At 40.1% G+C, this 21,565-nt stretch carries 31 protein-coding genes; 23 read left to right on the top strand and 8 right to left on the bottom strand.

Translation table 11 applies throughout. From position 1 onward, the window contains the following. Positions 1-36 precede the first annotated feature (36 nt). Complete coding sequence (locus ACTTJF_RS04100) at positions 37-450, bottom strand: NINE protein (RefSeq protein ID WP_442550880.1); 414 nt, start codon at positions 448-450, stop codon at positions 37-39. Positions 451-574: 124 nt separating this feature from the next. Between ACTTJF_RS04100 and ACTTJF_RS04095 the strand changes: the two genes are divergently transcribed. From ACTTJF_RS04095 to ACTTJF_RS04045, 11 genes are all read left to right on the top strand, one after another. Next, a complete protein-coding gene (locus ACTTJF_RS04095) occupies positions 575-1,012 on the top strand; it encodes a hypothetical protein (RefSeq protein WP_442550879.1) in 438 nt (145 codons plus the stop codon). A gap of 198 nt (positions 1,013-1,210) precedes the next feature. Further along, on the top strand, positions 1,211-1,399 hold the full coding sequence (locus ACTTJF_RS04090) for a hypothetical protein (RefSeq protein ID WP_442550878.1): 189 nt from the start codon (positions 1,211-1,213) through the stop codon (positions 1,397-1,399). Between the two features lie 23 nt (positions 1,400-1,422). Next, entirely contained in the window at positions 1,423-2,007 is a 585-nt protein-coding gene (locus tag ACTTJF_RS04085) for a DUF1566 domain-containing protein (protein WP_442550877.1), read from the top strand. A gap of 29 nt (positions 2,008-2,036) precedes the next feature. Continuing rightward, positions 2,037-2,486 carry a DUF1566 domain-containing protein gene (locus tag ACTTJF_RS04080; RefSeq protein WP_442550876.1) on the top strand — a complete coding sequence of 150 codons (450 nt, stop codon included), beginning with the start codon at positions 2,037-2,039 and terminating at the stop codon, positions 2,484-2,486. Positions 2,487-2,666: 180 nt separating this feature from the next. Beyond that, a complete protein-coding gene (locus ACTTJF_RS04075) occupies positions 2,667-3,080 on the top strand; it encodes an Lcl C-terminal domain-containing protein (RefSeq protein ID WP_297966981.1) in 414 nt (137 codons plus the stop codon). A 53-nt stretch (positions 3,081-3,133) separates the two neighbouring features. Continuing rightward, positions 3,134-4,369 (top strand): DUF1566 domain-containing protein, encoded by a 1,236-nt coding sequence (locus ACTTJF_RS04070; protein WP_442550875.1) that lies wholly within the window; start codon positions 3,134-3,136, stop codon positions 4,367-4,369. 9 nt (positions 4,370-4,378) lie between these two features. Beyond that, the gene (locus tag ACTTJF_RS04065; protein WP_442550874.1) at positions 4,379-4,828 is read left to right on the top strand and encodes a DUF1566 domain-containing protein; all 450 of its coding nucleotides are present in this window, start codon (positions 4,379-4,381) and stop codon (positions 4,826-4,828) included. Between the two features lie 16 nt (positions 4,829-4,844). Then, the gene (locus ACTTJF_RS04060) at positions 4,845-5,525 is read left to right on the top strand and encodes a hypothetical protein (protein WP_297966990.1); all 681 of its coding nucleotides are present in this window, start codon (positions 4,845-4,847) and stop codon (positions 5,523-5,525) included. 1 nt (position 5,526) lies between these two features. Continuing rightward, entirely contained in the window at positions 5,527-6,636 is a 1,110-nt protein-coding gene (locus ACTTJF_RS04055; protein ID WP_442550873.1) for a DUF1566 domain-containing protein, read from the top strand. Positions 6,637-6,672: 36 nt separating this feature from the next. Further along, positions 6,673-7,116 (top strand): DUF1566 domain-containing protein, encoded by a 444-nt coding sequence (locus ACTTJF_RS04050; protein ID WP_442550872.1) that lies wholly within the window; start codon positions 6,673-6,675, stop codon positions 7,114-7,116. Between the two features lie 57 nt (positions 7,117-7,173). Continuing rightward, complete coding sequence (locus ACTTJF_RS04045) at positions 7,174-7,335, top strand: hypothetical protein (RefSeq protein WP_297966998.1); 162 nt, start codon at positions 7,174-7,176, stop codon at positions 7,333-7,335. Positions 7,336-7,439: 104 nt separating this feature from the next. On the opposite strand, the gene ACTTJF_RS04040 is transcribed toward ACTTJF_RS04045, so the two are convergent. Next, positions 7,440-7,733, bottom strand: coding sequence for a hypothetical protein (locus tag ACTTJF_RS04040; protein ID WP_297967000.1), 294 nt, complete (start codon positions 7,731-7,733; stop codon positions 7,440-7,442). A 265-nt stretch (positions 7,734-7,998) separates the two neighbouring features. Between ACTTJF_RS04040 and ACTTJF_RS04035 the strand changes: the two genes are divergently transcribed. The 8 genes from ACTTJF_RS04035 (at position 7,999) to ACTTJF_RS04000 (ending at position 13,197) form a co-directional block, all read left to right on the top strand. Further along, positions 7,999-8,592: a metallophosphoesterase family protein gene (locus ACTTJF_RS04035; protein ID WP_297967002.1), complete on the top strand. Its 594-nt coding sequence runs from the start codon at positions 7,999-8,001 to the stop codon at positions 8,590-8,592. A gap of 149 nt (positions 8,593-8,741) precedes the next feature. Next, the gene (locus ACTTJF_RS04030; RefSeq protein ID WP_442550871.1) at positions 8,742-8,972 is read left to right on the top strand and encodes a type II toxin-antitoxin system HicA family toxin; all 231 of its coding nucleotides are present in this window, start codon (positions 8,742-8,744) and stop codon (positions 8,970-8,972) included. Beyond that, positions 8,969-9,316 carry a type II toxin-antitoxin system HicB family antitoxin gene (locus ACTTJF_RS04025; RefSeq protein WP_442550870.1) on the top strand — a complete coding sequence of 116 codons (348 nt, stop codon included), beginning with the start codon at positions 8,969-8,971 and terminating at the stop codon, positions 9,314-9,316. The genes ACTTJF_RS04030 and ACTTJF_RS04025 overlap by 4 nt, the downstream gene beginning before the upstream one ends. Beyond that, a complete protein-coding gene (locus ACTTJF_RS04020; protein WP_442550869.1) occupies positions 9,313-9,558 on the top strand; it encodes a hypothetical protein in 246 nt (81 codons plus the stop codon). Before ACTTJF_RS04025 ends, ACTTJF_RS04020 begins: the two co-directional genes overlap by 4 nt. Before the next feature lie 49 nt (positions 9,559-9,607). Beyond that, positions 9,608-11,491 carry an NERD domain-containing protein gene (locus tag ACTTJF_RS04015; protein ID WP_442550868.1) on the top strand — a complete coding sequence of 628 codons (1,884 nt, stop codon included), beginning with the start codon at positions 9,608-9,610 and terminating at the stop codon, positions 11,489-11,491. 124 nt (positions 11,492-11,615) lie between these two features. Beyond that, the gene (locus ACTTJF_RS04010; protein WP_297967015.1) at positions 11,616-11,810 is read left to right on the top strand and encodes a hypothetical protein; all 195 of its coding nucleotides are present in this window, start codon (positions 11,616-11,618) and stop codon (positions 11,808-11,810) included. An 858-nt stretch (positions 11,811-12,668) separates the two neighbouring features. Beyond that, a complete protein-coding gene (locus ACTTJF_RS04005) occupies positions 12,669-12,938 on the top strand; it encodes a type II toxin-antitoxin system RelB/DinJ family antitoxin (protein ID WP_122873508.1) in 270 nt (89 codons plus the stop codon). Next, entirely contained in the window at positions 12,931-13,197 is a 267-nt protein-coding gene (locus tag ACTTJF_RS04000; protein WP_442550867.1) for a Txe/YoeB family addiction module toxin, read from the top strand. The genes ACTTJF_RS04005 and ACTTJF_RS04000 overlap by 8 nt, the downstream gene beginning before the upstream one ends. Positions 13,198-13,466: 269 nt before the next feature. On the opposite strand, the gene ACTTJF_RS03995 is transcribed toward ACTTJF_RS04000, so the two are convergent. The 5 genes from ACTTJF_RS03995 to ACTTJF_RS03975 form a co-directional block, all read right to left on the bottom strand. Next, complete coding sequence (locus ACTTJF_RS03995; protein ID WP_442550866.1) at positions 13,467-13,820, bottom strand: type II toxin-antitoxin system HicB family antitoxin; 354 nt, start codon at positions 13,818-13,820, stop codon at positions 13,467-13,469. Continuing rightward, on the bottom strand, positions 13,820-14,044 hold the full coding sequence (locus ACTTJF_RS03990) for a type II toxin-antitoxin system HicA family toxin (RefSeq protein WP_442550865.1): 225 nt from the start codon (positions 14,042-14,044) through the stop codon (positions 13,820-13,822). The genes ACTTJF_RS03995 and ACTTJF_RS03990 overlap by 1 nt, the downstream gene beginning before the upstream one ends. Positions 14,045-14,683: 639 nt before the next feature. Beyond that, positions 14,684-15,010: a type II toxin-antitoxin system PemK/MazF family toxin gene (locus ACTTJF_RS03985; RefSeq protein WP_297967042.1), complete on the bottom strand. Its 327-nt coding sequence runs from the start codon at positions 15,008-15,010 to the stop codon at positions 14,684-14,686. Between the two features lie 409 nt (positions 15,011-15,419). Further along, the gene (gene vapC, locus ACTTJF_RS03980; RefSeq protein WP_314564915.1) at positions 15,420-15,827 is read right to left on the bottom strand and encodes a type II toxin-antitoxin system tRNA(fMet)-specific endonuclease VapC; all 408 of its coding nucleotides are present in this window, start codon (positions 15,825-15,827) and stop codon (positions 15,420-15,422) included. After that, positions 15,827-16,078: an antitoxin gene (locus tag ACTTJF_RS03975; RefSeq protein WP_087586665.1), complete on the bottom strand. Its 252-nt coding sequence runs from the start codon at positions 16,076-16,078 to the stop codon at positions 15,827-15,829. Before ACTTJF_RS03975 ends, vapC begins: the two co-directional genes overlap by 1 nt. Positions 16,079-16,807: 729 nt before the next feature. Between ACTTJF_RS03975 and ACTTJF_RS03970 the strand changes: the two genes are divergently transcribed. From ACTTJF_RS03970 to ACTTJF_RS03955, 4 genes are all read left to right on the top strand, one after another. After that, positions 16,808-17,446 (top strand): nucleoside recognition domain-containing protein, encoded by a 639-nt coding sequence (locus tag ACTTJF_RS03970; protein WP_122862820.1) that lies wholly within the window; start codon positions 16,808-16,810, stop codon positions 17,444-17,446. Next, complete coding sequence (locus ACTTJF_RS03965) at positions 17,443-17,907, top strand: YjiG family protein (RefSeq protein ID WP_442550864.1); 465 nt, start codon at positions 17,443-17,445, stop codon at positions 17,905-17,907. Before ACTTJF_RS03970 ends, ACTTJF_RS03965 begins: the two co-directional genes overlap by 4 nt. Positions 17,908-17,917: 10 nt before the next feature. After that, the gene (locus ACTTJF_RS03960) at positions 17,918-19,036 is read left to right on the top strand and encodes a M20/M25/M40 family metallo-hydrolase (RefSeq protein WP_442550863.1); all 1,119 of its coding nucleotides are present in this window, start codon (positions 17,918-17,920) and stop codon (positions 19,034-19,036) included. A 1,082-nt stretch (positions 19,037-20,118) separates the two neighbouring features. Beyond that, on the top strand, positions 20,119-20,328 hold the full coding sequence (locus ACTTJF_RS03955) for an alkylphosphonate utilization protein (RefSeq protein ID WP_442550862.1): 210 nt from the start codon (positions 20,119-20,121) through the stop codon (positions 20,326-20,328). Between the two features lie 103 nt (positions 20,329-20,431). Here the strand turns inward: ACTTJF_RS03955 and ACTTJF_RS03950 are convergent, their stop codons facing one another. Then, positions 20,432-21,538, bottom strand: coding sequence for an FtsW/RodA/SpoVE family cell cycle protein (locus tag ACTTJF_RS03950; protein WP_442550861.1), 1,107 nt, complete (start codon positions 21,536-21,538; stop codon positions 20,432-20,434). Positions 21,539-21,565 lie beyond the last annotated feature (27 nt).

The raw sequence follows: 21,565 nt of genomic DNA, 5'->3' as shown, positions 1-21,565 counted from the left end.
GGCTTGCGATCCAAATGTCCGCAAGCGCGAGGTTAATTAAAGTATCATAAGGATTTTGTTTAGATTATCCTTTTTTATACCGCTAAATACCAAGAAAAGATCGGCAAACATCCAAATAACGGCCACGACGGTAAAGAGAACCAACATCGTATAAGTCGTATCGCTAGGCTGCGTCTGCGCCAAATTTAAAAGAAAACCCAAAGTCAATGATAGCAAAAGCTTCATAAACCCAAGCCCTATATCGCCTTTATAAAACCTATCTACGCCAAGCCCTCCAAAAAGCAACCCAAGCACAAGCCCTGCGCCCGGACTTTTTAAATTTAGCATAGGTATCGACGCGCTTATCTTGTTTAAAGTCTCATCGCTTACTCCTTCAAGCTTGTTGCGCAAGACGACCTCGCCCGTGCTAGGCAATTTGCCTGCCAAGCTCATCAAAATCGTATTTTTCATTTTCTACTCCTCGTAAATTTTAAAATAAGAGATTATAGCATATTTTATTCTATAAGCATAATATTATTTTATAAGCATAAAACGTAGAAGTATAATCGCAAAAATTAGCCGCAAAGGATAAATTATGCAAATTTACGAGAGGATAAATTCGATCATAAAGAGCAAAGGTTTAAAGAAAAAGGACTTTTTAGAGCGTTTTACCGCCCTGGAGCCTAGACTCAAAAGCACGGGCGAAATCCCCTCCGTACCTACGATATATAACTACCTAAATGGCACCAGAGAGATTAAGGCAGAGCTAATACCGTATATGGCAAAGGCTCTTGAAGTGAGCGAGCAGGAGCTATTTTTAGACGACTCTGCTGAGTTTTTAAAAGATTTTATTAAAAAACAAGGCGAGAGCGAAAACGCTGGCGAAAAAAGCAAAGCCGTAGTAAAAATAATCGAGCTATGCGAATACGCCTCTGCGCCGATGCTTGAAAGACTCATAGAAATTTTAGAACAAAACAAACAAGCCTCCCTAAAAAATATGAAACGTATGAGCGGACTAGAATTTGGCTTGTAGGCCACCCAAACTCCGCCAACCGCCGTTAAATTTTTGATCCACTCTTCTTTTTTATCCTATATATTTTCCTAAAATTTACTTTTTTCGTTTTTTATCGTTGCTTTAAATTTTTGCTTCAACTTCCCTCTTTTTCATTATCTGATAAGCATAATATCTATATAATTATTCATATTGAAAATTTATCTCAAAAGGAAACTCATGACTACGTTTAAGGTGTATGCTTGCGGATCTATAGGGATGCTTTTGTTGGTTTTTAACGGGCTTAAAGCCTACAATCTGCTAGAAAGTACGGGTGAACTCGACGTGGTCGGCTGGCTGGTCGCTGCCGTCGGCGCGGCGATACTGCTTTACGGCTTTTATGTCAGATACAAACAGTTTTACAAATAAAATTTTAATGAGAAAGGGTAAAAATGAAGAAAATTTGTTTTGCGCTTACGCTTTTGCTGTGTTGTGGCTCTGCGTTTGCGTTTGACTTTGATCCGATAGGAACGGTGAAAAAGGCGTTTGGCTCGGTTGCGGGCGAAAAGGGGTCTGGGATTACGGCGGGATTTAGTAGAGACGACCGCTTAGAAGTCGTCAAAGACGATATTTATAGACTGATGTGGCAGGATCAACAATTTATGGATAGTTCAGCCGCCGTCTCCCCTTTGAGTGCAATGGGCGATAAATACAACAATAAAATGACTTATGCCGAAGCCGTAAACTACTGCGCAAATTTAAAATTTGCTGGCTTTGACGACTGGCGTTTGCCTACGATAAACGAGCTTTTAAGCATTACGGACGATACTAAGTATAACCCTGCGATAAACAAAGCCTTTAAAAACGTCGCATACGAGACGAACGATAAAGGCAAGAAAAACTATCGCTGGTACTGGAGCTCTACCGAAAGCGCCGACGGCTCGTCTGATGCGTGGTTCGTGGATTTCAAGAACGGCAGTGTCGGCTGGGGCGTTGTTTCTAATCGCTTCTTCGTGCGGTGCGTCCGGCAGTATTGATTTTTGAAAATTTAGATAAAGGAAAAAGTATGAAAAGATATATAGCCGCTTCTTTGCTGCTATGCGGTCTGCTAAATGCAGAAGCGCTAAGCCCAACGTGCTACCGAGATAACGATAAAAACGTAGTGGTATGTAGCGAAAAGAAGCTGGGAAGACTAATGTGGCAGGATGAAAAGCAAAATTTTGAAGGAACGTGGGAGCAGGCGCAAGAATACTGCAAGCTAGTAAACCTAGCCGGATACAAAGACTGGAGGCTACCTACGAGAGTGGAGCTGCTAAGCATAGCGGATAAGAGCAGACATGGCCCCGCTCTAAATACGGCTTTTAAATATATAGCAGACTCCTTTCCAAATTACTGGAGCTCTACAAAAAAGGCCGACGGCTCGTCTAATGCGTGGATCGTGGTTTTCGAGTACGGCAGTGACTTCTGGAACGATGGTTCTGATCGCTTCTTCGTGCGGTGCGTCCGGCAGGATTGATTTTTGAAATTTTTTTGAGAAATTCGGATTTAACGGCGGCGCTTTGAAAAGCTTTTTGCTCCCCTTGCGGGAGCTTTTTAAATTTTGGAGAATAAAATGAATAACTTTACTGCTGAACAAATAGTAAAAAATAAACGAAATTTTTAGTAGGGTTGCAAAATGCAAAGAAAAGGATAAAAAATGAAAAAATGTATAGTAACGTCCGTATTGCTTTGCGGATTACTTAATGCTCAAATAGTTTGCGATAGGGATTTTAGAAAAAACGTAGTGGTTTGTAGCGATGAAAAGCTAGGTGAGCTAATGTGGGAAGACGGAAAAGACGTTTTTAAGGGCAAAATTGATGAGGCAAAAAGCTACTGCGAAGATTTAAATTTTGCTGGATTTAGCGATTGGAGATTGCCGACCTATTCGGAACTTTATAGCATTAAAGAAGATAGGAGATATCCGACCATAAACAGGGCTTTTGATTATACTATAGATGACATATACTGGTATTTCGACAATGATTCTAAGGCAGGGGGAGTAAATTTCGTCGGTAAAGAGTTGTTTGTGCTCGCCAAGAATTTTTATGTTAGGTGCGTTAGAAAAAATTGATTTTTCAAAATTTAAAGCTTTTTCGAATGCTTTAATATCATAAAGGAGACAAAATGAAAAAATTAGTCGCGTTTTTGACGCTTTTTATAACGTTGCTCAGTGTAGCTAACGCCGAGACGACCGATTATGAGATTGCGTCGAGCTATTTTAAGGACAAATTTGAAAAGCTGGGTATTCCGTCCGCATTACAGGGCGAGGCGTATAAAAGAGTTTTTAACGAATATATGGATGAAGGCGTCGGACAACTTTGGGGAAATGACGAATACGAAAAGCTAGCTAACATTAGAGAGAGATATTGTAAAAAAGGGCTTTACGAGGCATGCCAAAGGCTAGGCGAGCAGTATATGCTAGGCGTTGGGGTGCAAAGAGATCTCGACATGGCTATCGTGCTAATGTCTTACAATTTAATGAATTCTAAATACGATTACCTTCGATTACGAGGCAAAGAAATGTTAAATTTCGTATCGTCTTTAAAAAAAGACAATATGGATGCGGATGCGGCCATGAATCTATCGGCTGGTATTTGGAGGCTTATGATGAAAGAGTGCGATAGCGGAAAAAGAGACGAGCCGTATTGTCTGATGTTTTTTATATTGTCGGATGTCGTCCCAAACCACTTAACGGCTAACAAAGTAAACGGCAAAAGATACCTTGCTGTAGATATGGCTTTAGATAAAATGGGAGAGGATGTCAAAAAGCACGAATCTGGATCGCAGCCCATTTCCGCGTCGCAGTTTTTTTCGGTGCTTGAATATATTAGAAAAATGATACCTAGCGATCAAATTTCAGGCTCTAGCGCAAACCCACCAAAACAAAGCCCACCCAAAAGCATCGCCCAGCCCGTAACGCCGCAGTCAAATTCGCAAAATTTAGCTCAAAAGCATAAATTCACCGATGGTTTTAGCATAGACGTAAACTCCGGCATCGTCTTGGACGCGATTTACGGACTAATGTGGCAAGATACGGCGGAAATTTTTAAAGGTTCGTATAAGGACGCCGTAAGCTACTGCGAAAATTTAAACTACGGCGGTTACTCGGACTGGAGATTGCCAAGCGCTAGCGAGCTTTTGAGTATAACCGACTACGGCAGATATAAGCCGGCTATAAACAAGGCGTTTAAGCACGTAGGCAAAGACGGCAGCGACAAATACGGCTCGTATTGGAGCTCGACCGGAGCTAGCTTTGATGCCGGCGGAGTCTGGGTCGTGCAGTTTGGTAGTGGCTTTGACAACTGGGTTAAGATAAACTCGGCAGATAACTTCGCGCGCTGCGTGAGAAATTTAAAATAAGGAGAAAATATGAAAAAATTTATCTTTCTAGCAGCATTTTGCACTCTTTTAAACGCGGCGGAGATAACTCCGCAGTGCCAAAGAGACGACGCTAAAGAGGTCGTCGTATGCTCCGATAAAAAGCTTGGAAATCTAATGTGGCAAGACGGCGCAAAGATAGCAGAGGCTACCTTTGATCAAGCTAAAGACTACTGCGAGAATCTAAATTTTGCGGGATACGCCGGCTGGAGACTACCGAATAAGGCTGAAATTTTAAGCATAGCCGATAAAAGCAGATATGAACCGGCTATAAAAAAAGAGTTTAAATACATAGCCGGAGTCGGCGCGTCTTACTGGAGCGGGGATAAATTTGAAGGCGATAAAAACCGTGCGTGGATAGTGGTTTTTAAACGAGGCGGGGATAATTGGAGCGAGCTAGATAAGCAAAATTTCGTGCGCTGCGTGAGAGAATATAAATAAAATTTAGGAGGAAAGCATGAAAAAATTAGTCGCGTCTTTGACGCTTTTGTTTGTATTTATGGGTGCGGCGCAAGCCAACTGGATGACGGCGCTCGGAAAAGGAGCTAGAGAGATGGATAGGATGCTAAACGATATGCCTACTCCGCTAAAAGGCAAGGCGTATGATACTGTATTTACGCAATACCGAAACGAGCCTCTCGACGACTGGGATAATCATAACTTTAAAAAAATCGGCGAAATGCGACTATCCTACTGCAAAAGAGGCTTGCCTGAGGCTTGCGGCGATTACGGCGAGGATTTTATGGTCGGACTATATACAAAAAGAGATATAAGCAATGCTAGAAAATATCTAAACTATGCCATAAGAAACGTTAAAACGGAAGGAAAGATGGTGTATTACGAGTTAGATTTGTATGTAGCAGATGATCTTGCAAAGTATTCAGATGACGGGATAATAGAAACGATAAAAAGCAAATTTAATGCCTATGCATCAGACTGCATTAACAAACGCGGAGTAAAAGATACGTGCGCGATAGCTTTGGTTTATAGCACTCTCGTTCCAACTGATATGCTTGGTCTAAGCGAAAAAGAATTGGAAAGTATGGTTTTTAGACTATACTTATCGGATATTGGGCGAAACGGTGTGGCTGAGTCTAAAATATCAAAAATTGCGGAAGATTTACAAGAGAGGAACTAAAATGAAAAAATTAGTTGCGTTTTTGACGCTTTTTATAATGTCGCTTGGCATATCTAACGCCGAGATAACGAAAGAGGAGCTTGTACTAAGCCACTTCAAGGACAGATTTGAAAAGCTCGGTCTTCCGTCTGCATTAAAAGGAGAAGAGTATAAAAGGGTTTTAGATGAGTATGAAAGCAGTAAACCAAATGCGCTTTGGAAAAATGACGAGTATGAGAAGCTAGCTAGCCTTCGATGGAAATACTGCAAAAAGGGACTTTATGAAGCATGCCAAAGATTAGGAGAGCAATATATGCTAGGCGTAGGAGTGGAAAGAGATCTTACATTGGCATCGGAACTTATGGCTTATAATCAGTTGAATTCCGAATACGAATATCTTAAATTGCGCAGTAGCGAAATGGTGGATTTAGGAAGTGAAATATACGAAAATAAACTAAACTCCGAAGATGCCTTAAGGGTCGTCCGTAGTATGCTTGTTGAATTTTTAGAAAAATGCGGAGAAGAGAAAACGGATAAACCGTATTGCCTAGCTTTTTTTATGCTTTCGGACGTTGTCCCAAACCATTTGACAAAAACAAGCAAGGGAATTTTAGCCGTTGATGTCGCTTGGGGATTAATGTTAGACGATAAATTTGCTCCGCAACTAGCTTCTGCAATCAAATACTACAATACGGTATTGAGCTATAAAAGTTCTAGTGCTAATGAAAATTTACCGAATCAAAGCTCGTCTAAAAAATCGGGCGAATTTTCGAGAGATGATAGCAAGGGTATCGTTATAGATAGCACATATAAGTTGATGTGGGAGGATGGGACGAATATATTTAATGGCACATGGGATGAGACTAAAAGACACTGCCAAAATTTAAATTTTGCTGGGTTTAGCGATTGGCGATTACCAACAAGATTTGAACTTTTAAGCATAACAGATGATAGCAGGTATAATCCAGCTACATATAAAGTCTTTAAAAATACCAAACCAACTCCTTATTGGACTTCCACAAAAAGCGCAAATAATTCCCGTGAGGCATTTTTTGTAAATTTTGATTTGGGTACTGGAAACTGGTTTGACGTATCGGCCCCTACCTCCGTAAGATGTGTTAGAGACTATTAAATTTTGTAATAAATAATTTTTAAGATAAGGAAAAGTATGAATAAAATCCTAATTATTTTGGCGATATTTTGTTTAGCATTAAACGCCGAGGCTCTAAAAGCCATTTGCGATAGAGATGATGCAAGAAATGTAGTAGTATGTGAAGAAAAAAAGCTAGGCAAACTAATGTGGCAAGATGAGGAAAGTGTGTTTAAAGGCAAACAAGATGAAGCTAAACGCTATTGCGAAAATTTAAAATTTGCAGGATATGATGACTGGCGTTTACCAAGCAGATTAGAGCTTTTAAGCATAACAGACGATAGCAAATATGATCCAGCCGCAAATAATTTTTTTAAAAACGTTAGTTCTAATTATTATTGGAGCTCGACAATGAATGCCAACGATTCGTCTACCGCATGGTTCGTATTTTTTGGAAACGCTAGTGGCACTTATAGTAGCGTCCATCGTCCGAGTTTAGCGCGTTGCGTCAGGGGTTATTAGCTAAAATTTTAACGTATTTTAGGCAGTGTTATTTTATAAATAAACCAGGAGTTAAAAATGAAATTTTCTAAAATAACTATATTTCTAGGCGTCTATGTAACAAGGCCGTCTCTTGAAACAAAATTCGTATTTAAAAACGGAAACATACTTTTAGATAAGAGCGAATACCTAGTCAATCCAGTTAATGCGGTACGGGTTATGAGCGTTAGTAAATTTTAAGTATTGAGTGGTGCTGAATATGCATATTCAGCACTATGAAAATTCATAGATGATATTTATTTATAAAAATTTTGCTGAAATACTTACAATTTTTGGCCTCATATTTATTTTAAATACACCCCTTTGCTATTTCTGGCAATTTCTTCCAGCTCTTCTATCCGCTTTGAGTCGTACGGATGAACAAATTCGTAGCTCTTGATGCGAAATACCCCATCGTCCTCATCACCGTATAGGTAGTATTGTACAAAACAGTGGTAGCCGTGATCTGAAAAATAAGACGGCTGAGTGAAGCAGATGCGTTCTCCTGCGTCATCTGCGTCTATTTGCTCTAACGTTTTGTCGGATTTTTTCCACACAAGATCGTCATTTGGCAGGTCTATCTCATGTATGTCTAGCATATCATACGCTATAACTTTAAAAGTTTCGCCGCGAAAGTAGATCCGACAATTTTTGAAAAAATCAGTGTATTTTTTCATGTTATTTCCTTTTTATAAAATATATAAAAAAAAGTATATCCTGTTTGCGCTGCAAAAACAAGAGTAAACGGCTTTTAGAGATTGGACTTTTAGGAAAATATTGATAAAAGCCCATAAAATCGGACTTTATATAATGATGTTTTTATATGCCGCATGTTAAAATTTCAATAAAATTCAAGGCTTTTTAATGAAAATCCTCCACGCAACCGATTTGCACTTTAACCAGCGGTGGTTTAAATTTATCAAAGATATCGAGTCGAATTTCGACGTCGTTTGCATAACCGGCGATTTTATCGACGCTTTTGACGAGGGCGGGATAGCTCCGCAGATAGCTTACGTTAGCAAATGGATTACAAATTTTACTAAACCTGTATTTGTTTGCAGCGGAAATCACGACGTAGGGCTGGCCTACGAGCAAGAGTGGCTAAACGATATCCCAAATATTTACGCCGATAATGCCATAAAAGAAATAGACGGAGTAAAATTCGGCTGTGTTCCATATTTGAGGCCTAATTATGAAAAATTTACTCAGTGCGATGTTTTACTTTCGCATGTTCCACCTGCATATACTAAGGCGTCCATTAGTGCTTGCGGCGATGATTACGGTAGCGAAAAACTTTATAATGCTATCGGCAAACAAGTCATAAGCCCAAAAATCCTTCTTTGCGGGCATATCCATAATCCTATAAAAAATATATGCAGGCTAAAGTATACCACGATTTATAATCCCGGTTGCGATAGGAATTTAAAAGAACCAAGAATTGGCGTCGTGAGGATATAAAACGCCTCTACCTGAAAAATGGCTTTAGTGCGAGTTATGAATTGGTTTTTTGATAAGCTACGTCGTTTAAAATTTTTAGAACGATTGAAACATTAACAATAAAGTAAGCTAGATGTGTATATAATACTTACTAAAAATAAGGATTTAAGGTGAGCAAAAAAGATAAATTGATACGCGAACTTACCCAAAATCCTCTTAACGTTAGGTTTGAGACGCTTAAAATTTTACTAGAAAACGAAGGATATAGCGCCTCAAATAACGGTTCAAGCCATTGGCAGTTTAGAAAGGCGGGCAAGGATACGATAACTATCCTGTATAAACGCCTGGTAAAGCCGATTTACGTAAAAATAGTTTTAAAAGCGTTAAAGGACGATCAATGAAAAAAGATGTTGAATACTACATGAATTTACCTTACGAGATCATAGTCAAAAAGCTATCAAAGGACGAAGGCGACGGATATCTGGCTAGATATAAAGATTATCCTTTGGTTATGGGCGACGGCGAAAATGAGGCCGAAGCGATAGCGGACGTAAAAAAGGCTTTTAGATTCGTCATAGAAACGGACCTAAAAGAGGGCGTAAAAATAATCGAGCCCGGCGACGATATCAAATTTAAACGCATCAATATCACTATGCCCGAATCCATAATCAACGCCATAGATAAAATAACCAACAACCGCTCGGCTTGGCTTAGCGATACCGCCAGGAGAGCATTATCTCTATGAGAGAGCAGGCTAAACAAAAAACCTACTTCGGACTTGAGATATTTTCAAACGGCTACTGCTCTATCGTCAAAGAAAGCGATATTAAAAAGCTAACGTTTTACGAATTTTGGCTCAAAAAGAGTCTTGGCTCGACGCAAGGCGTGTTTGTCGACGAAAACGGCAAGGAAATAGAGAGCGAGAGGCTGGTTTATCTGCACGATTGGGAGAAATTTTGCAGGATATTTATAAATACCGGAAAGTAAGCGTTTTTAAAAACCGCTATAATACTTCAAATTTAACAAAGGAAAACCCTTGAATATAATAAAAAGCATATTTAGTAAAATTTTTAAAGGCGAGCAAGGCGAAGCCGACGTATTTGAAGCCATAGGTAAAATTTTAAACTCCAAAGGCGACGAGAACTACTATCTCATCCCAAAAGCTACGCTTGACGATGCGGCTGGTTCATCAAAGGAGATCGATCTGCTATTGCTTCATCCGGTATTTGGTATCTACGTCATCGAGGTCAAAAACTGGTCAAATTTAAATCAGATAGATAGCGCAAACGACCCTTACGAGCAGGTTAAAATTTATCAAAGAATGTTGCTTGCTAAAATCCAGTCCGAGCTTAAAAAAGTGCCGATAAACGTGGAATACCGAGTAATATTTCCATCTGTTAGCAAGGATGAGGCCGATAAATTTTATGAAAAAAATCCAAGCTATAAAAATTTTAAAAACCACACATTTTTTAAAGATGATTTGGCTAATAACAACGATATATTTGCCAGGTTTTTCCACTCATCCGTTGCGGATCATATCCCAAACAAAAAAGAGTTTCTAAAAATTTCACAAATGCTAGTCAGTCAAAGCAAGCTAAAACAAAAAATCATCCCAATAATCACCAAAGACGAGATTATGTTTTTTGACCGCAAGCAGCTTAGTATCATGAGCGGCTATACGGGCGGCTTTCGCGTGATAAGGGGCGTGGCCGGTACGGGTAAGACGATGATTTTAGCAAATTTCGTCGCAAACAGGCTAGAGCGAGACGATAGCGAGAAATTTTTAGTGCTTTGTTTTAACAAAAACCTAGCCGAAAACATAAGATCAAGCTTCGGCGATAGGTTTATGAAGCAAAGCATAGCCGTATACTCCATCATCTCGCTTTTAAACCGCATAGGATTTGACGAAGCTAGACTCGGTATCGACGAAAAGACGAGCCTGGATGAAAAATACAAAATCTTTGAAACGGATGAAGCCATAACTGAATTTAGAGCCAAATTTAGCGCTCATCTAGCAAAGCACCCGATCGACTACGTTCTTTGCGACGAGACGCAGGATATGCCGGCTGGATTTATGAGGGTTATTTACGAGGAGATAAAAGACTGCGTATTTTTTATAGACGAGGCGCAGAAATTTTACCCCTATACGATGAATAGCATCGCTGATATCTTTCATCATCCAAAATTTGAGCGCATAGATATGAGAGGGCGGGTGAAAAATCTAAAAAACGTCTACCGAACGCCGTCAAATATCGCTAGGTGCGCATTTGAAATCTTGCAAAACGATAGCGCGATAAATACCTACTATAAAAACAGCTTTTACCTAGATAAAAGCTTTCTGGAAGACATTGAATGCGTACTGCAAGACGGAAGCGTGAGTATAAAGGCGATGGATGACTTTGCGCAGCTTAGAGGCGTTTTAGAGTCCTTACCCGTAAACGAAACTAGCGTAGTTTTAAGCAATAGTAAAAAATCGGTCGAGGCCATAAAAGAATACGCCTTGCCAAAAGATAAAAACATAGACGTGCTAACCATGCAGTCTATCAAAGGCCTTGAGGCTCAAAATATCGTTATACACAACTTTTTGCCGTTTCTGCAAACGACGCTAAAAAACGACCGCAAGCTATTTTTTAGAAAAATTTATGTGCTACTAACCAGAAGCAAGGAAAATTTATACGTTTCGATTCCGGAAAAGCTTGACGAAAATTTGCCTGCTGAGATCAAAAACGTAATAGAAACGATAAAAAAATACGCAAGCATAGCAAAAGCTGCCGAAGGGCCGAATAAAGACGAAAAAACCGTAAGCTCAAAAATAAAACTAGCCTCCATAAAACCCGTGCTAAGAGATATAAAAGACGGAGCCGAACTGGTGGTAGCCGGAAGCGAACTGTTTGCCATAATAGCTGGATTATTTGGTTAAAATTTAGCTTTAAATTTGGGCTTACGGCGTTTCTTGCCGCAAGGTTAAATTTAGGCTCGCAGTCTTTGCTTATCTTGGACGTAAATTTATACTCTCAAACTTAAATTTGACGAAGTTCGGCAGGGTGAGGCTAGAGCTTACCTTGCCTGCGTCCGCCGCAGTGTTGATAGGATGCTACGACATAAGTTTAGGGTTTATGGGGAATTTCAAATCAAAAAACGAGAGTTATCAGGATTATCTAAAAAATAACGACGACGATATATTTAAGGACAGAGCGAGAGACTGCATCAATAAAGACGATATAAGCAAGATGAGTTAAGGGCTCTAAAGGCTACTTCGAAATAGCGAATAGACAAATTTACCCCCCGTATAGCAAATTTAGAAAACGAGAAAAATAAAATGAGAAAATTTAAAACATTAAGCAACGTAGCTATTATGCCTTTGGGCGAAACGAGAGTTGCGAGTTATTCAAAGCGAAAATGTAAAGAGCGTGTAAACAAAAGAGAGGAGATAAAAAGAAGCTACCGATAAATATGCCGTAGTGGAGCTTTTAGGGAAGGATTTTTTATCTATTTTCTACTTCATTTGATTTGGATAGGTTTGAGAGCAGGCTACCGATACTTCGAAATGAAGGTCAAAATTTAGATAGCGGCGAGCCAAATAAAAGCTTGTTTGCCTAATTTATAAAAGAGATAGCGGAATTTAACTTTAAAAACCGAATGAACGCCTATGAGCTAAAAGACCTCAGCGTTGAGCAAATGGTTATCGTAAGAGATCTGCTACAAGAGAAGCTAAAGGATGCTAGAGAGGCTGTGACTGGGAAGGAGTAATGTGTAGTAAAAAATATGCCTCGCCAAGGCTTGCGGCTTGATGCCGACTTTACCCATTGATATTACAAGGTCGGTTTTTAATGAAAAACATAAATATGGACTATTGCTTATGTGTGTGATGCGGGTTTTAAGAGGTGCTTGTCGCAGAGTAAAACATGCGAGGAAGCAGCACTAATGCCAAAGAAACCAAATCGACATAAAAAACCGGTATGCAAAACGACTTTTCTTGTAGTGAGGCGATTTCTTGACGAGAGTTACGATGAAATTTACGATGAATACACAGATGAGGAGAGTTGGGTCTAAAAATATGCTATAATGCAGTCAATTTAACTTCAAAGGTCATATAAATGAATGCATTAATACAATTTAGAGTAGATAAAGAACTCAAAAACGAAGCCGATAAGCTCTTTAAGGAGCTCGGGCTTGATCTTGGTACGGCGATAAAGCTATTTTTAAAGCAATCGGTAAATAAGCAAGCCATACCCTTTGCCATAACGGCGCAAAAAGACGAAATAGACGCGAAGTATCTAAAAAGCGTGATAGAAAATATAGATAGCGGCAAGGTAAAGATGATAAGAAAAAATCTAAGCGAGCTTGAGAGTTTAGCTGATGCTTAATATCGAGTTTTATCCTGACGCATGGGATGATTACCTAAATTTTACTAGCGACAAGAAGCTTTTTGCGAAGATAAATATACTCATCAAAGACATCGTTAGAGGTAATGAAGCAGAAGGTATAGGCAAGCCCGAAGCGCTAAAAGGCGATCTAAGCGGTTGCTACTCTCGCAGGATAGACGGTAAAAACCGCATCGTTTATAGGATTAAGGACGATACGGTGCAAATTTTACAAGTCGGAACGCATTACAAAGAGAAGTAATTTTAGCTAAGCTGATGCCAAGAGGATCGCATCGCCGGCTAGATGCCGCACGGAAGCTGTAAGCCCCAACGCTAACGCATCTGAGAGGATAGCTCGAAAAACTCATAAATTTTACCTAAGTTGTCGCCATTTTAGATAAAAATGCGCCGTTGCTGGCGTTTTTAAGCGGAAGTATAAGTAAATTTTATGGTAAAGTAGTTTGAAAAAATTAAAATTTTAAGGGCGATCGTCATAATAGGAATTAATCCATATATAACAATGATATAAAATTATACCGCCAACGCCTTTTTAGCTAGCTCGCTAAGCCATGCCGAGCGGTTATTCGTAACAGCGTCGATTGCATTTAAAACGCCTCTTGGTATAGTCAAATTTATACGAACTTTGACGTTTTCATCAATAGGCTCATAGATGCTTTCACCGTTTTCAAGAGCCCCTTCGACATAGCAAGCAAAGGCTTCTTTTAGATCCGCTATCGCTTCAGCTTCGGTAGCTCCCCAGCCGGCCATTAGATTATTTTTAGTTAGCCCTATATCTGCGTACTGAGCAAAATAATCGCCGTCATCGAGTCTTTTGATTGTGATCGTATACGGCAAGTTTAAATAATAGTTCAAGTCTTTTTTCATCATGACTCCCTTATCTTTGCTAAGATTTGTAAAACATAGATCTCTTTAATCGGCTTATAGTACGGTATGACTACCGTGTCGCCGCCTTTTTTAAATTTATGGTGCAAGCCTTTAACGTGATCTAATTCATATCCGTGATTTAATAGCAGGCGCTTAACATCATCAAAGCTTGCATTTTTTGGATTGTTTTCGAGTTTTTTGATTAATTTATCAAGACTGGACACGCCGCCCCTTTTTATGTTTTATACTTACTATTATACATACTATTTTTTATAAATTTCTTAATTGATTGGGTGTAGCGGAAATATACTATAATCATTAAAATTCTCAAATGATTAATATGCTAGACAAAATAGAACTATCTATAAGAAAAGTCCGATGTGCTCGTCAAGATTAAGGGGTTTTTAAAAAGCCTTGGCAACGATTATCTAGTGCCAGATTATTTTATTGGTTTAAGCTAAAATTAAATTTTAAACCGCATGCCTCTACATAGTTTTGAAGAGTAGAAAATTTAAAGTCCGCATCCGTAGAACTCTCAAACCTGGCCACTATGCTTTGAGATACGTTCATTAGCTTTGCGATCTTTGGTTAAACTAAGACCTGCGTCGATACGAGCCTTGATGAGTTTCTTTTTGATTTCAAAAAGAGGCCAAGTTTTGATATAAGGCTCATTAAATTTGTAGCATAAATATCGCAAATAATATCATGTAAGCTATAGATAGCCTACAGCCATAATAACTTTCCTGATGCTGATATCAACCTTATCAGAACCTATGAAAGTCCATAGGCTATCGTTGTTTAGAAAATTTACTAATATTTTGAGAGCCATTCCTTTTATGTACTATGTCAATGTTGTTGTAGTTTCATGAATTCGTATTTGCCCAAAACATCTCCTTTAAAATCTCTTTTAGTTCCTCTATTTTGTCAGTATCCAGCTCACCGATTTTTGAGACGAACCTATCCGCGCTGACGCATCTTATCTGGTCGCAGAGTATTTTAGCTTGTTTGCCTAGTAGTTTAAGCTCTACTCTATAAGGAGCGCTAAATCCTTTGCTGGTTATCGGAGCTATTAGTCTGGCTTGTAGATAGTCAAGCTGGGGCGGCGAGATTACGACGCAAGGTCTAGTCTTTCTTATCTCTGCGCCGATAGTAGGATCTAGATTTATAAACCAAATTTCACACCTAGTCATTACCACTGCCAATCCTTATCGTCTGTATCTATGGTCGCAAAAACATCTTGCAAAGCCATATCTTGCGTTTTTGCTTTTTTCTAAGCTCTGGAGTCTCTCAATTTTTGATACTGTTTTCTTTAAGCGGTCTTAAGAATATTCCGTCTTTTAAAATTTCTAGCGAAACGGATTTTAACTCAAACTGCTCTATGATTTTTTCGGTAGCCTAATGCCTTTAGAATTACCTATTTGGACTAAATTTGCGATCATATCGTCTCCTTATTGTAATTATGCAGTAATTACTATTAAGCGAATTTTAAAATTACGATAAAGTTATTTATGCTAGTATAAGATTAATGAAAATCGTTAGGTGTTTTTATTTTAGCCTATAGGCTTCTTGTGGCTTAAGCTTGCGGAGCTAGCAAGAGATTTAGGCGCTCCAATTTTCTATTTCAAGTCCAATTATATCTTTAAAATCTTTTTCGTTATTTGTAACCAAAATAAGATTATTGCTAAGGGCTACGGCAGCGATCAACATATCCATATCGCCTATCTTTCTGTTTTTGTTTTTCATCTCAAGCCTTATTTTGCCGTAGCTTGCCGCACATTTACTCGTAAAATCTAAAACGCCGAAATTTGAGATAAAATCGCCCATGAGTCTTAAATTTAACTCTTTTTGAGTGGAATTTTCTATACCGTAAAACATTTCGGCTACCGTTATACTGGAAATAAAAATATCCTTTTTGCCATACCTAGTTAAATGGCTTAGTATATTTTGACTGTAAGGCTCGGTGCTAGAAATCAAGTAGCTACAAATATTGGTATCAAACAAAAACATTATTTAAATCCGAAATTTCGCTCTTGCGGCAAGCTTTGCTCGGCTCTTTCAAATTTAACTCCAGCATCTTTCAACTCATTTAAAGTCTTAAACAGTCCGCTCCATTCATCATCTTTAACCGGGGTTAAAACCACTTCGTTATTATCAAAACTCTTTAGTATAAACTCTTTGACATTGTCTAAATTTAGGCTTTTTGGAAGCCTTAGTGCCAAAGAGTTACCGCTTTTAAACACTTTTAATCTAGCTTGCATTATTTCCCCCTCTCTCGTATATATTTTTATGAGTATATACGAAATAAGATAAAAGTATTCTTAGGTTTTTATATGTGTTTATGTTGCATTTTAGAAGGGATTTGAATCCTATGCCCTAAAGGGGATTTAAATTGTAAGTTAAAATACGCTCAAAACTTGTTCTAAATTTAGGACAGTTTTTTTGACTATAAAATTACTTATAATATCTATATATCAGCATTTTGCTTGTTGCATAGATTTTACGGTTTTGTTGCATAAAACTAAGTGGTATTTAAGTTGATAAAATTTAAAATTACAACAACATAAAACCCTAAAATTAGGGCTTAGAAAGGCATGAGAGTTATGATTAAATCAGCTATTGTCGGAGTGTCCCTCTCTGTCCGCCACCGACTTTTATTAAATTTTTTACTTTCAAAAACTTCTTTAAAAATACCCAGGTTAATTATTTTTAAACCACCATATTTCTCTATAAATCTTTAAGAGAGCTTATATATTATTATAATTTTTTGAAATTTTATCTCTGATTTTTAGTTATTCAAATTTTCTTTAAACCACCTATCTATAGAGAAGCAAGCGTCAAATTTACTAAATTTTTACAATGAAGTATCTAAAAGTAACATTAACTAAAAGAACTAAATATTATTCATTATCTTAATCTGCTTTTTACTCATTCCTAAGGTTCGCGACTGTATATTACCTATGTATTTACTTTATTTTTAAGGAGGCTTTATGCAAGAGGCAAACGACGGCAAAAAGCTAGCGATCGGCACCGTTGCCTTGATCCTAGCTATCGTCTTTTTCGGCGGTTTCTTAAAGGATGTCGCGGGCGGAATTTTTGATTTCGGTAAGCTAACCGGACAGTTTCCGGAGTGGTTTAAGACTGCAGGCGGCACTAGCGCAAAGGGCGGTTTTATATTTGCGCTTAGTCTGGTTCCGGCGATCATGCTCGCTCTTGGGTTCGTCGCGATATTTGAGAGATATTACGCGCTTTACGCGGCTTCACGCTGGCTAACTCCCGTGCTAAAGCCTCTCATCGGTATCCCGGGCTGCTGCTCGATCTCGCTCATAGCTAGCACGCAAAGCACGGACGCGGGTAGCTCCACGGCGAAGTTTTTACGCCAAGACGGCAAGATCACGCACAAAGAGCTTTTGATATTTGCCGCGTTTCAGTTTAGCGCGGGCGCGATGATCACGAATTTCCTAGCATCTTTTGCGCCGCTACTTTTGGTTGCGGACAAAAACGGAGCCCTAGCGCCTATGTCTATCGCGGCGGGCCTAGGAATTATTTTGGTGTTTAAGGTATTTGGCGCAAATTTGATGAGACTTTACGTTAAAAAATTCGTAAAAGACGGGGAGACTGAAGTATGAGCGAGCAAGCTAATAATAAATTATTAACCGACGTTTTCGTAGAAGGCGCTAGGAAGGGCTGGGATATCGCCGTTCATAACACTATCCCAAACGTCCTTATGGCTTTTGTTATCATCCACATCCTAAAAGTCTCTGGCGCGCTTGATATCATAGGCAAGTATCTCGGGTTTGTTATGCTACCGCTTGGGCTACCGGGCGAGTCGATAGCGGTGATCATGGCGGCGTTTCTTAGCTGGGGCGGGTCTGCGGGCGTGCTAGTGGCGCTAGTCCAGGGCGGAACCCTAACGGCTCCCGATATCGCCGTACTGATCCCCGGCATGGCGCTAGTAGGCTCTACGGTGCAGTATATGGGACGCGTACTGGGCGTGCTGGGAATTCCTGGCAAGCACTACTTGGTGTTATTTGGTATCTGTATCCTAAACGCCTATCTAGCGATGCTTGTAATGAGCCTCATCGTATAAAGGATGATCCATGAAACAAGAGGAGCTAAAGCAATACCTAGCCGAGCTAAAGGAGCTAACTAACATAGAGAGCCCGACGGCTAGCATAGAGGGCGTAAATAGCGTCGCAAGGTGGTTTAAAAATAAAGCGGAGACGCTAGGTCTAAAGCACGAAGTAATCGCGCTCGGCACCGATAAGGTTGCCGACTGCCTGCTTATCTCAAACAACCCGAATGCGGCGAAATTCGACGTGCTTTTCGTCGCGCACATGGATACGGTTTTTCCCGTTGGTTCGGTGCAAAATACCCCTTTTACCCAAAATGAGGGCAGGGTAAACGCACTAGGCGTCATCGACGACAAGGGCGGCGCGCTACTGTCGCTCTACGTCATTAAGGAGCTTGATTTGAGTAAAATCAACGTCGCTTTGTTTCTAAACTCGCACGAGGAGACGGGGTCAAATTTTGCCAAAGAAAAGATCCGCGAATACGCGAGAAAGTCTAAATTTTGCCTCGTGATGGAGCCTGCTCGCGAGGACGGCTCGATGGTGGCTACTAGAAAGGGCGTGATGTCCTATGTGATCGAGTTTTACGGCATGGGCGCGCATGCGGGCAATCATCCCGAGCTCGGCCGCTCGGCGCTCGTCGAGGCGGCAAATTTCGTAGTTGAGCTATCAAAGCTGACCGATTTTGCGGCTGGGCATACCTTTAACTCCATCATCACAAACGGCGGCACCGCACAAAACGTCGTGCCTGAGTTTGCCAGCGTGACTTGCGAGATGCGGTATAAATTTGCCTCTTCGGTCGAGTTTTTTAACAAAAAGCTGGACGAAATCCTAAGCAAACCTTTTATAAACGGCGTAACTCACAAAAAGACGCTAATCAACGAAGAGGCGCCGATGATAGACGAGCAAAATTTGCCGAGGATCAAAGCGATCTTCGACGAGGTTGCCAAAGAAACGGGCGCGAAGGTGAGCTGGGTGGACGCCGGCGGTCTAAGCGACGGCAATATCACGGCATCGGCGGGCTGCCCGACGATCGACGGGCTGGGGCCTACGGGCGGAAATATGCACACCAAAAACGAGTATATGGACGCTAACTCTGTCGTACCAAAATGCAATCTCGTGCTAGACGTCATCAAAAAGCTTGTTTAAATTTAACGGCAAAAGAGTCAAATTCGGCTCTTTTGTCTTAAATTTTAAAATTTGAAAGCCTTGTTTCGTTAGCATAAACTTTGTCCAAGATTTTCTAACTCAAGTCGATTTGCTTAAATTTATCGCAAATTTCGCCAAAAGTTAAAATCCAAATTACTATATTTTTATAAATAATTTTTAATATTCTTAGTCTCTTTCATGCTACAATCTTATTATATGACCATTTAAAGGCATCATGAAAAAGCTACTTTTGGGCGCTGCGGCTCGGATTCCTCTAGAAGCGACTGTTGCTCTACAGTAGACAGGCAGGGGGCAAAGCCTAGAAGGGTACTAAAAGCGCCTGAAAGACCAAAGGATAGCGAGGAGCTGGTAACTGCAGCCAAAGAGTGCCAAGAGGGCAGTACCGAGCAGTGCGAAAAGGCTATTGGTCTTTATCAAGAACACCGTCACATCGAGAAATTTAAAGCGTCGTCAAAGGGCTGCGAACTAGCTAGTACCGTGCTTTGCGAAGAAGCGGGTCTGGCATATATTTGAGGTTGCGGTGTCCAGCAGGATTAGGGTATCTCCGCTCGGTTTTTCCTAAAGGCTTATAACCCCAATAACGTATCTGCGTGCGTGCGAATAGGCGTCATGGCTAGAGATATGGGCAATGTCGATACTGCTCGGAGATAATAGAACAGGCGTGTCAGACGCTTCCGCGAGCTTGCAGAGATCTAGCGATGATATACCAAAAAGACTTGTATGGCTGCAAAGACTAGGAAAGGGCATGCGACGATGGGGGAGACGGGCTACAACAGATAGGTCGGTAAGGCTATTTAAAACAAAAGAGCGCGCTACGAAATCAATTTAAAGCTGAATTTGCGAGTAAAATTTGATGCTAAATTTTGGTTGTGCGGTTTTTGATTTTGTCGCATTTGGGTAAATTTATGTGGCTGTTTCGGTGAGCTTGATTTCGTCAAATTTGATCTTATTTGACGGCGGCAAATTTGACGTTATAAAGCCTGCTTTTTTAAATTGAGCGGCTTGGCTTTGCTTTTTACTCATTTTTTAGTAAAATGGGCGCTAAATTTAAAGGAGAAAATATGCCAAAAGACGCAAATGGAACCGAACTAAATGCCGGAGATAACGTAACTATCATCAAAGATCTAAAAGTAAAAGGCGCGGGCGCTACGCTAAAGCGCGGAACTATGGTGAAAAATATAAAAATCACGGATAACGACAAAGAAATCGAGGGCAGGACCGATAAAATGGGTGTTATCGTGCTAAAGACGGAGTTTTTAAAGAAGGCTTAATTTTAAATTTGGATGGTAAATTTAGCTCGCAAGTCGTCTTAAAGCGAGCCTAATTCGGTTGAATCGTCAGAATTTACCTAAAATTAAAGGTAAATTCTGACGGCTAAATTTTAAATTTAACCAACCTATACGTCGGATCAAACCTAAACGCGAGCAAATTTTGCAAAATCCCAAAAAGGCACATAAAAGTAACGAAGCTACTGCCGCCGTAACTATAAAAAGGTAGCGGGATGCCCACCACAGGTGCAAAGCCGATCGTCATCATGATATTTATACTCACGTAAATAAAAATAAGCACCCCGATCCCCGAGGTCATCGTCTGCGTAAAATAATCATCCTTTAGCCCGTAGTTTAGGCTGAGCAGATGAGCTATCAGCGCGCCGTAAAAGCTAAGCAGCGCGAGCCCCCCGTAAAATCCGTATCGCTCGATCGTGTAAGCAAAAATAAAATCGCTAGTCGAAATCGGCAAAAATTTAAAGTGCGTTTGCGTCGCCTCGTCTTTTGGCTTGCCCTTTAGTCCGCCGCTACCGATAGCGATGATGCTCTGGCGCACGTGATAGTTGGATTCTTCGCTTAAAAAATCGGTAATGCGCTTTTTTTGATAGTCGTGCAAATTTTCGTAGATCACGGGCGCAGAGAGCAAAACCCCGGCAAATATCACGACCCAAATTTTTTTATTTACTCCGATGATAAAAAGCACGGCGTAGCCGACGATGAGCAGTATCAGCGCGGTGCCTAGATCGGGCTCTTTTAGAATCAGCACGAAAGGCAAAAGGATATAAAGGCTAAGACGTAAAAAGTCCTTGAGACCGTAGCCGTTTTCTTCTGGCGGGCGCTGTTTGATGAGGTAGCCTAACATCAAAAGAAGCGCCGGCTTCATGATCTCTGAGGGCTGAAGCGTAAAGTGGATAAAAGGAAACTCGAGCCATCTTTTTGCGCCCAGTTTGCTAGTGCCGAACAAATCTACGCTAATGAGTAAAACGATACAAATCCAGTAAAATAGCGGTATGAGCCAGGCGATCTTGCGAATAGGAAGCAAAAAGAAAAATAAAAACGCCGCTAAGCCCACGCCAAAATATACAAGCTGCTTGCCAGCCAGGATAGAATTTGCCTCAGAAACCAAAATGTATGATAAAATAATAATAGGAAGTATCAAAAACGGCTGAACGAAGTCAAAATGGGTTAAAATTCGCCTATCGAGTCTTATCAAAAATTTGCCTTTTTTGAGCGATTATAG

Origin of the sequence: Campylobacter sp., from assembly GCF_052170435.1 — a bacterium.
Lineage (GTDB): Bacteria > Campylobacterota > Campylobacteria > Campylobacterales > Campylobacteraceae > Campylobacter_A.
This window is presented reverse-complemented; position numbering and strand designations above follow the sequence as displayed.